A 5,288-nucleotide genomic window follows, 5' to 3' on the forward strand; every position below is an offset into this window, starting at 1 on the left:
ATCGAAGCCCAACTCGCCGCCATCAAGCGCAAACCACGTCTCGTGCAATCATTCTTCAAAGCACCAAATGTCGCCTATATTACCGACTGCTGAGTAATTTGCAGCACCGTGACGTGACGATTGCCCAGGACGAAAGCAACAAGCCTGAAATTCTGGAGATCGAGGTTCGCGGCAAGCGCGGGGTGGGACATTGTAAGAGTATGCCGGGTGCTGTGCGCGTCTATCAGCGGCTACTCGCCCGCGCGAAGCCGGCGCATGGCGAGTCTCGGCGTGAGCGGCAGTTACGGCGAAAGGCCGGTGGTATGGCACCGATGTTGCCGGAGCTGGAATATCCGCAGCCAACGGACCGGGTGTTCCCGGGCAATCACATCAAGCTGTTTAATAATTTGCTTGAGCGGGCAGGGCTGAAAATTGATCGCGATGGCAAAGCCAGGACTGCCTATAGTTTGCGTCATACCTATATCTGCATGCGTCTTATGGAAGGTGCGGACATCTATCAGGTGGCGAAAAATTGCCGCACCTCGGTCGAGATGATCGAGAAGCACTATGCCGTCCACCTCAAGAACACGCTCGATGCCGCAGCCATTAACGTGGTGCGCAAGAAGGCTGCAAATAGGAAGCCGAAAACCGCGGGCACGGTAAAGCATGAGCGTGAAACGAGTTCAAGCAGAACTGCAACATTGAGCGAGGACGCCGATTAAACGTAAAATGGTTGTGGTGAAGCACTGCGCCCAACGCCGCTAAGCTGAAGCCTGCCGCAGGGCCGGCCAAAAAGCGATCCGCTTGGCGGATCGCCCAAAAGCGCACCCCTTGCGGGTGCGCAACCAGGGGCTTGGCCCCGCTAAATCATATTCATCCTTTAATTCAGCGATCGCGCGGCCCGCTCATAGCGCCGTCCGATGACCAACTCCTCTCGATTGAGCTCAGGCGCGATTTTGGAGGTGGTGAAGATGATCTGATGTGAGGTCATCGATGCCTGCGACAACGCAACCAAGAGCCGCTGGAAGTTCCACGACCGCTCCTCGACCATGCCCTTGTCCTCAATATTGTCAAATAGCATCCAGCGCGGCAGGTTGAAGCGCGTGTCGATCAGAGACGCGCTCAGCATTCCGGCCGCGAAGCTGTTCTTGAGGATAACCATGCCACTCGCGCTGCCCGCCCGATTTTTCTCGCCGTTGATAGCAACCCAATCGCCGGAGAATTCGAAGGAGACGTTTGCTACGTCACCAAAGTCGCTATGCTCCTGGAGGTCTTGGTCAAGAAGCTTTTTGGTCTGGTTCGAGATGAGCGTATAGGCCTCGTGTTTGCGTTTGCCCTGAGCGCGTTGGATTGCCTCGATTTCGGCCTTGAGTCGCGTAACGCGCGTATTTAGATCCTCCTTGGCTTCCGACGCCGCTCGAATTTGCTTTGCGAGTTCGAGGCGCTTCTGGAAGCCCTCCAGCTCACTGTCGATGAAGCCGACCTTGCGGCTCAGTTCCGCAATTGCGCTTTCTCGACCGGTCACCGTCCCCGACTGAGCAAGCTCGATCGTCGATGACGCGCGCCGCAGCGCTTGGCGCGCGATGCGGAGCGCACTGTTCTTCTGAGTCAATTCAGCATTGCGCTCGGCTTGAAGCGATTCCGATTCTTTCAGTTGCATCTGCAGGTCGAGGCGGACCGCAAGTGTGCGGCTATCATCACCGCCGTCGACACGCTTGGTGTCGCAGAGCTGGCAATGGCCCGCATCCTTGGGCGGCACCGGTGCAAAGCAGGATGGGCAATATTCGAACGCAAGATGACCGAGGGCAAAGAAGGTGATCGAGGCGTCTTCGAAGTCGGCGAGTGATCTGGCGAGATGCTTGATGAAATCCTCGGCATCCGAGATTTCATATTCGAGGACTTCGATTTCTTCCTTGATTTTTATGACGGCTCGGCGGGCACTGTTGTAGTCCTTGATAGCTTCGGAGCGCATTTTCTTGAGATCTTCGCGCTCCAACTGCGGCTCGGGTGTCCCCACCAGCTCGTCGATCGATCCAAGGAGACGCCCGCGCTCTTCGGTCATCTTGGCAATCGCCGCCTCGATGTGCTCGGAGAGGATATTCTCGCCATAGCCGGTCGCAACCGTAACGAGGCTGCGATAGGCAGTTGCGGCGGCATCATAGAGTTTTTCGGTTTCCCTGAGTGCGATCTGCTTGTCGAACAGATCGTAGCCACCGACCCCCGAGAGTAGATCGCCGACTGCTTGGCGCGTCTGCCAGGTGTCGAAATTCTCCACACGGAAAATTCGCTGCACTGGCGTCAACTGATCGACATATAGCAATCGAAGAAGCTGGTGCATCGTGATGTTGCTGGCGCCATCGCTGATTGATTCTGGCAGACCGATTGCTTTGAACAACACCTGGTTGAAGCTGTAGCCGCGATCTGGGCGTCGATAGGGCAGTGTCTGCCATGCCTCCCCAGGCGATGAGAGTGCATCATCCAGCGTTCCGAAAAAGATCGACATCGGCCGGCCGCCATCGGTCGAGATATCTCGCCGTAATGTCAGCAAGCCCGCGGGCGTGATGATCTGCGAATAGACCTGCTCCGCGCGTGAGGCCGACTCCTTCCATTCCCGCAAATCACCGCCGAGGCCGAAGAAAATGAAATCGGCGAGCGTCGACTTGCCCGACCCATTCGAGCCGTGAATGATATTCACGCCGGAATGGAGTGCCTCGTCATAGAGAATATGGCTACCGCGCGTGACGAGCATTCTTTCGATGCGGAAGAAAGCGCTCATACGACGGGCCCCCGGGACGGTAGGCCGGCGCGCTTGACCAAGCCGTTCCTGCCCAACATGGGCAGCGACCCGACATCGTCAACTAGGAAGCGCGTCAGCGCCTCCCCGACTTCGTTCTGGGCGATCGCCTTGTTCATGATCTCATCGGGCACCAACTCGATTTCGAGGCTTGCATATCGGTCACGAAGCGCATCACGCTTCAAAAGTCCCAGACCGGTTAGGCGCTTCAGCGCCGTCGACTGATAGATTTGCAAGTCTTGCCAGACCGACGCGGTGCCCGGCAGCTTGACGAAGAAATTAGCAGGCGTCGGCACAGCCAACTGCCGGAAGCGCTCCTTGATGTCGGCCGGCAACGACAACCGATGGAGCAGCACTGGGAACATAAGGAACATGTCGAGGATGCGCAGCTGCTCCAACAGAATCGGCTCGCTCTTTGCGGTCATCAGCCGAATCATCCGAAAGATGCAATGATAAGGGTCGCGCGATGCGTACCAGACGCGGAAATCACCCATTGTCCCACGCCAGGTGGCAATTGCCCGCGAGATAATAAAGTGCTCCGTCGACAAGCCCGGCCGTGATCTCATTCCCGCTGGTCGAATGGGTCGCCGTGCACGGGTCGATCACCTGGTCTTGCACAACCTTATCGATTGCGGCGGTGTCGGCCTGATCCGCGACGACGCGTGCGACATGGCGATTGAAGCGGCTTTCGACGTCCGCCATCAGCTGCGTGTAACGGTTCACCGCGGATGGTTGGGCGATATGACGCTGCAGCGCCATGTTGAACCGCTCCTTCTTCCTCTTCGCGTCGGCGATCGCGTAGCTTCGTCCGGCGTCGGCCAGTTTCTGCGCCAGATCGCGCCGGTCATGGTCGGCCATCGTCGTATAATATTCGAAATCCGCCAACACCTCGGGGGCAACGCCCGTCTCGGCCATGGCAGAGGTATCACTGCCATGCGTGACGCAAGCGCTTTCCCCGCCGCCGTTCTTGATCGAACCGTCGGGCCCGGACGCCGGGGCAATATTCTTGAGCAGCTGACGGATCATCGCGCAGACCGACGCATAGACGGGCGCCGTCTTACTCGCGGGCTTGCAGATATCAATATGGTTGGCTTGGACCGCGATCGGGTCGCTTCCCACGATCCCAGGATTGGCGGTGACCTTGTCGACGATGTGTACGCCGCCGGTCTTCTCAGTCTCGTAAAAGGAGCGGACGGCGGCGCCCTGGCGTGACACCCAAGAGCGGAAAAATTCGTTGAGTTCGATTAGTGTGTCGTCGCTATAGGCGAGCTGCTTGACCTGCTTGCTCTTGAAGCTGCGCAACAAGAAATCGAGCGCGGTCGCCGCTTGCGCGCCTTGGTGGGGGGGCCCCAAGAACACTACGCCCGCCACCGAGCGGCCGATGCTGTTAAAATCAGGATTCAACGAATCCATGCACCGCCGCAGCATCTGCTTGACGACGAGTCCGCCCAGGCTGTGGGCGACGAGCACGGCATGCGGCGCGCCTTCTTCGCGGCTCGCGATTTGGTCCGCTATGGCCAACGCGAGGTCTTGGATCGAAGCGCCTTCGCCCGCGAGGATGCCAGCGAACTTATCCGAGTCATAGCCAATCATGTAGACCCGGCAATTCGGGAACTGCTCGGCCAGCCAGCGCGGCCAGAACGTATCTTTGGTCTTCTGCCAGGTCTCGAGCCGATCTCCGCCCAGCCCATGGACATAGATAATGTCAAGGGCCGCGGCCGGAGGTGACGCGGGCTTCGGCTCCGGAAAGATCTGAGTTGGCCCGTCGCTCGACATCCCTGCCCCTTTTGTCGTTGTCATCGACCTCTGCAACTCAGATCGTATCCTATATGAATCTATAGGTCACAAGGCGAGTCCGTCAAAGCTTGGCTGCGTTGGCCTGCTCCTTGAGGCCCGTCTGAGGCAAGGGGCTGGTTTACCCTGCGGTGCGGATACGCCCTCCCGAACGAATGGGGGGGGCAGGACAGGGCCCCTGAGACGGGAAAGGCTTACTTGGGCGCCATGCTGCGGATAACCGTGGTGGTGTTGACCCCGGTACCGGGCCTGAGAGTCAGAGTTGAGCCGTAAGCTTCATGACAGGTTTTAGTCCGGAGGAGAGGCTTCCGGGGCCTGTCGTGGAGAAGTGCCATGAATATCAATGCATCTGCCGCGGTGGCGGTTGTGGGGGCGAGCGCGGGCCTGGCTGGGTCGGCGGGTTTTAAGGTCGATGTCAGCCGGGGGGAGCGGCTGGGGCGGGTGTCGTCGGAATGGTTTTCGCGGCCTGATGATGAGCGATTTCTGTCTCTGCCGGAGTTGTATGCGGCGGTGCGCGCCCGGGCTGACCGGGCTGAGGCGCGAACCGTGGAGAGCCGGGCGATCCGAGTTGAAGCCCGGCGCGACGATGGCGAGCGGTTGGCGCTCATCGTGCCGGGACAGGCTGCGTATTCCGTTGATCGCGATCATCCATTCCGGTCGATCGCGATCACTGATTCCGGTGATCGCGATCATGATGTTCACCATGCCTGAGGCTGGCGTG

At 59.0% G+C, this 5,288-nt stretch carries 4 protein-coding genes and 1 pseudogene; 2 read left to right on the forward strand and 3 right to left on the reverse strand.

Going from position 1 to position 5,288, the window contains the following annotated elements:
- The first annotated feature begins 113 nt into the window (after positions 1-113).
- A complete protein-coding gene (locus B7X49_RS17955) occupies positions 114-701 on the forward strand; it encodes a hypothetical protein (protein WP_286705293.1) in 588 nt (195 codons plus the stop codon).
- A 158-nt stretch (positions 702-859) separates the two neighbouring features.
- Here the strand turns inward: B7X49_RS17955 and B7X49_RS17960 are convergent, their stop codons facing one another.
- The 3 genes from B7X49_RS17960 to B7X49_RS17970 are packed head-to-tail and all read right to left on the reverse strand — an operon-like array spanning position 860 to position 4,549.
- Positions 860-2,755, reverse strand: a complete 1,896-nt coding sequence (locus tag B7X49_RS17960; protein WP_286705294.1) for an AAA family ATPase — start codon at positions 2,753-2,755, stop codon at positions 860-862.
- Positions 2,752-3,267, reverse strand: a complete 516-nt coding sequence (locus tag B7X49_RS17965) for an ABC-three component system middle component 5 (RefSeq protein WP_026440817.1) — start codon at positions 3,265-3,267, stop codon at positions 2,752-2,754. The genes B7X49_RS17960 and B7X49_RS17965 overlap by 4 nt, the downstream gene beginning before the upstream one ends.
- The gene (locus B7X49_RS17970; protein ID WP_286705295.1) at positions 3,260-4,549 is read right to left on the reverse strand and encodes an ABC-three component system protein; all 1,290 of its coding nucleotides are present in this window, start codon (positions 4,547-4,549) and stop codon (positions 3,260-3,262) included. The genes B7X49_RS17965 and B7X49_RS17970 overlap by 8 nt, the downstream gene beginning before the upstream one ends.
- A 351-nt stretch (positions 4,550-4,900) precedes the next feature.
- On the opposite strand from B7X49_RS17970, the pseudogene B7X49_RS17975 reads away from it, so the two are divergent.
- A pseudogene (locus B7X49_RS17975) lies at positions 4,901-5,188 on the forward strand (hypothetical protein); the annotation flags it as partial.
- Positions 5,189-5,288 lie beyond the last annotated feature (100 nt).

It is taken from the genome of Acidiphilium sp. 34-64-41 (assembly GCF_002282635.1).
Taxonomy (GTDB): domain Bacteria; phylum Pseudomonadota; class Alphaproteobacteria; order Acetobacterales; family Acetobacteraceae; genus Acidiphilium; species Acidiphilium rubrum.

Excerpts from the sequence above, each read along its gene's own strand:
- B7X49_RS17960 (WP_286705294.1), bottom strand. The coding sequence starts at position 2,755 with ATGAGCGCTTTCTTCCGCATCGAAAGAATGCTCGTCACGCGCGGTAGC.
- B7X49_RS17965 (WP_026440817.1), bottom strand. The coding sequence starts at position 3,267 with ATGGGTGATTTCCGCGTCTGGTACGCATCGCGCGACCCTTATCATTGC.
- B7X49_RS17970 (WP_286705295.1), bottom strand. The coding sequence starts at position 4,549 with ATGTCGAGCGACGGGCCAACTCAGATCTTTCCGGAGCCGAAGCCCGCG.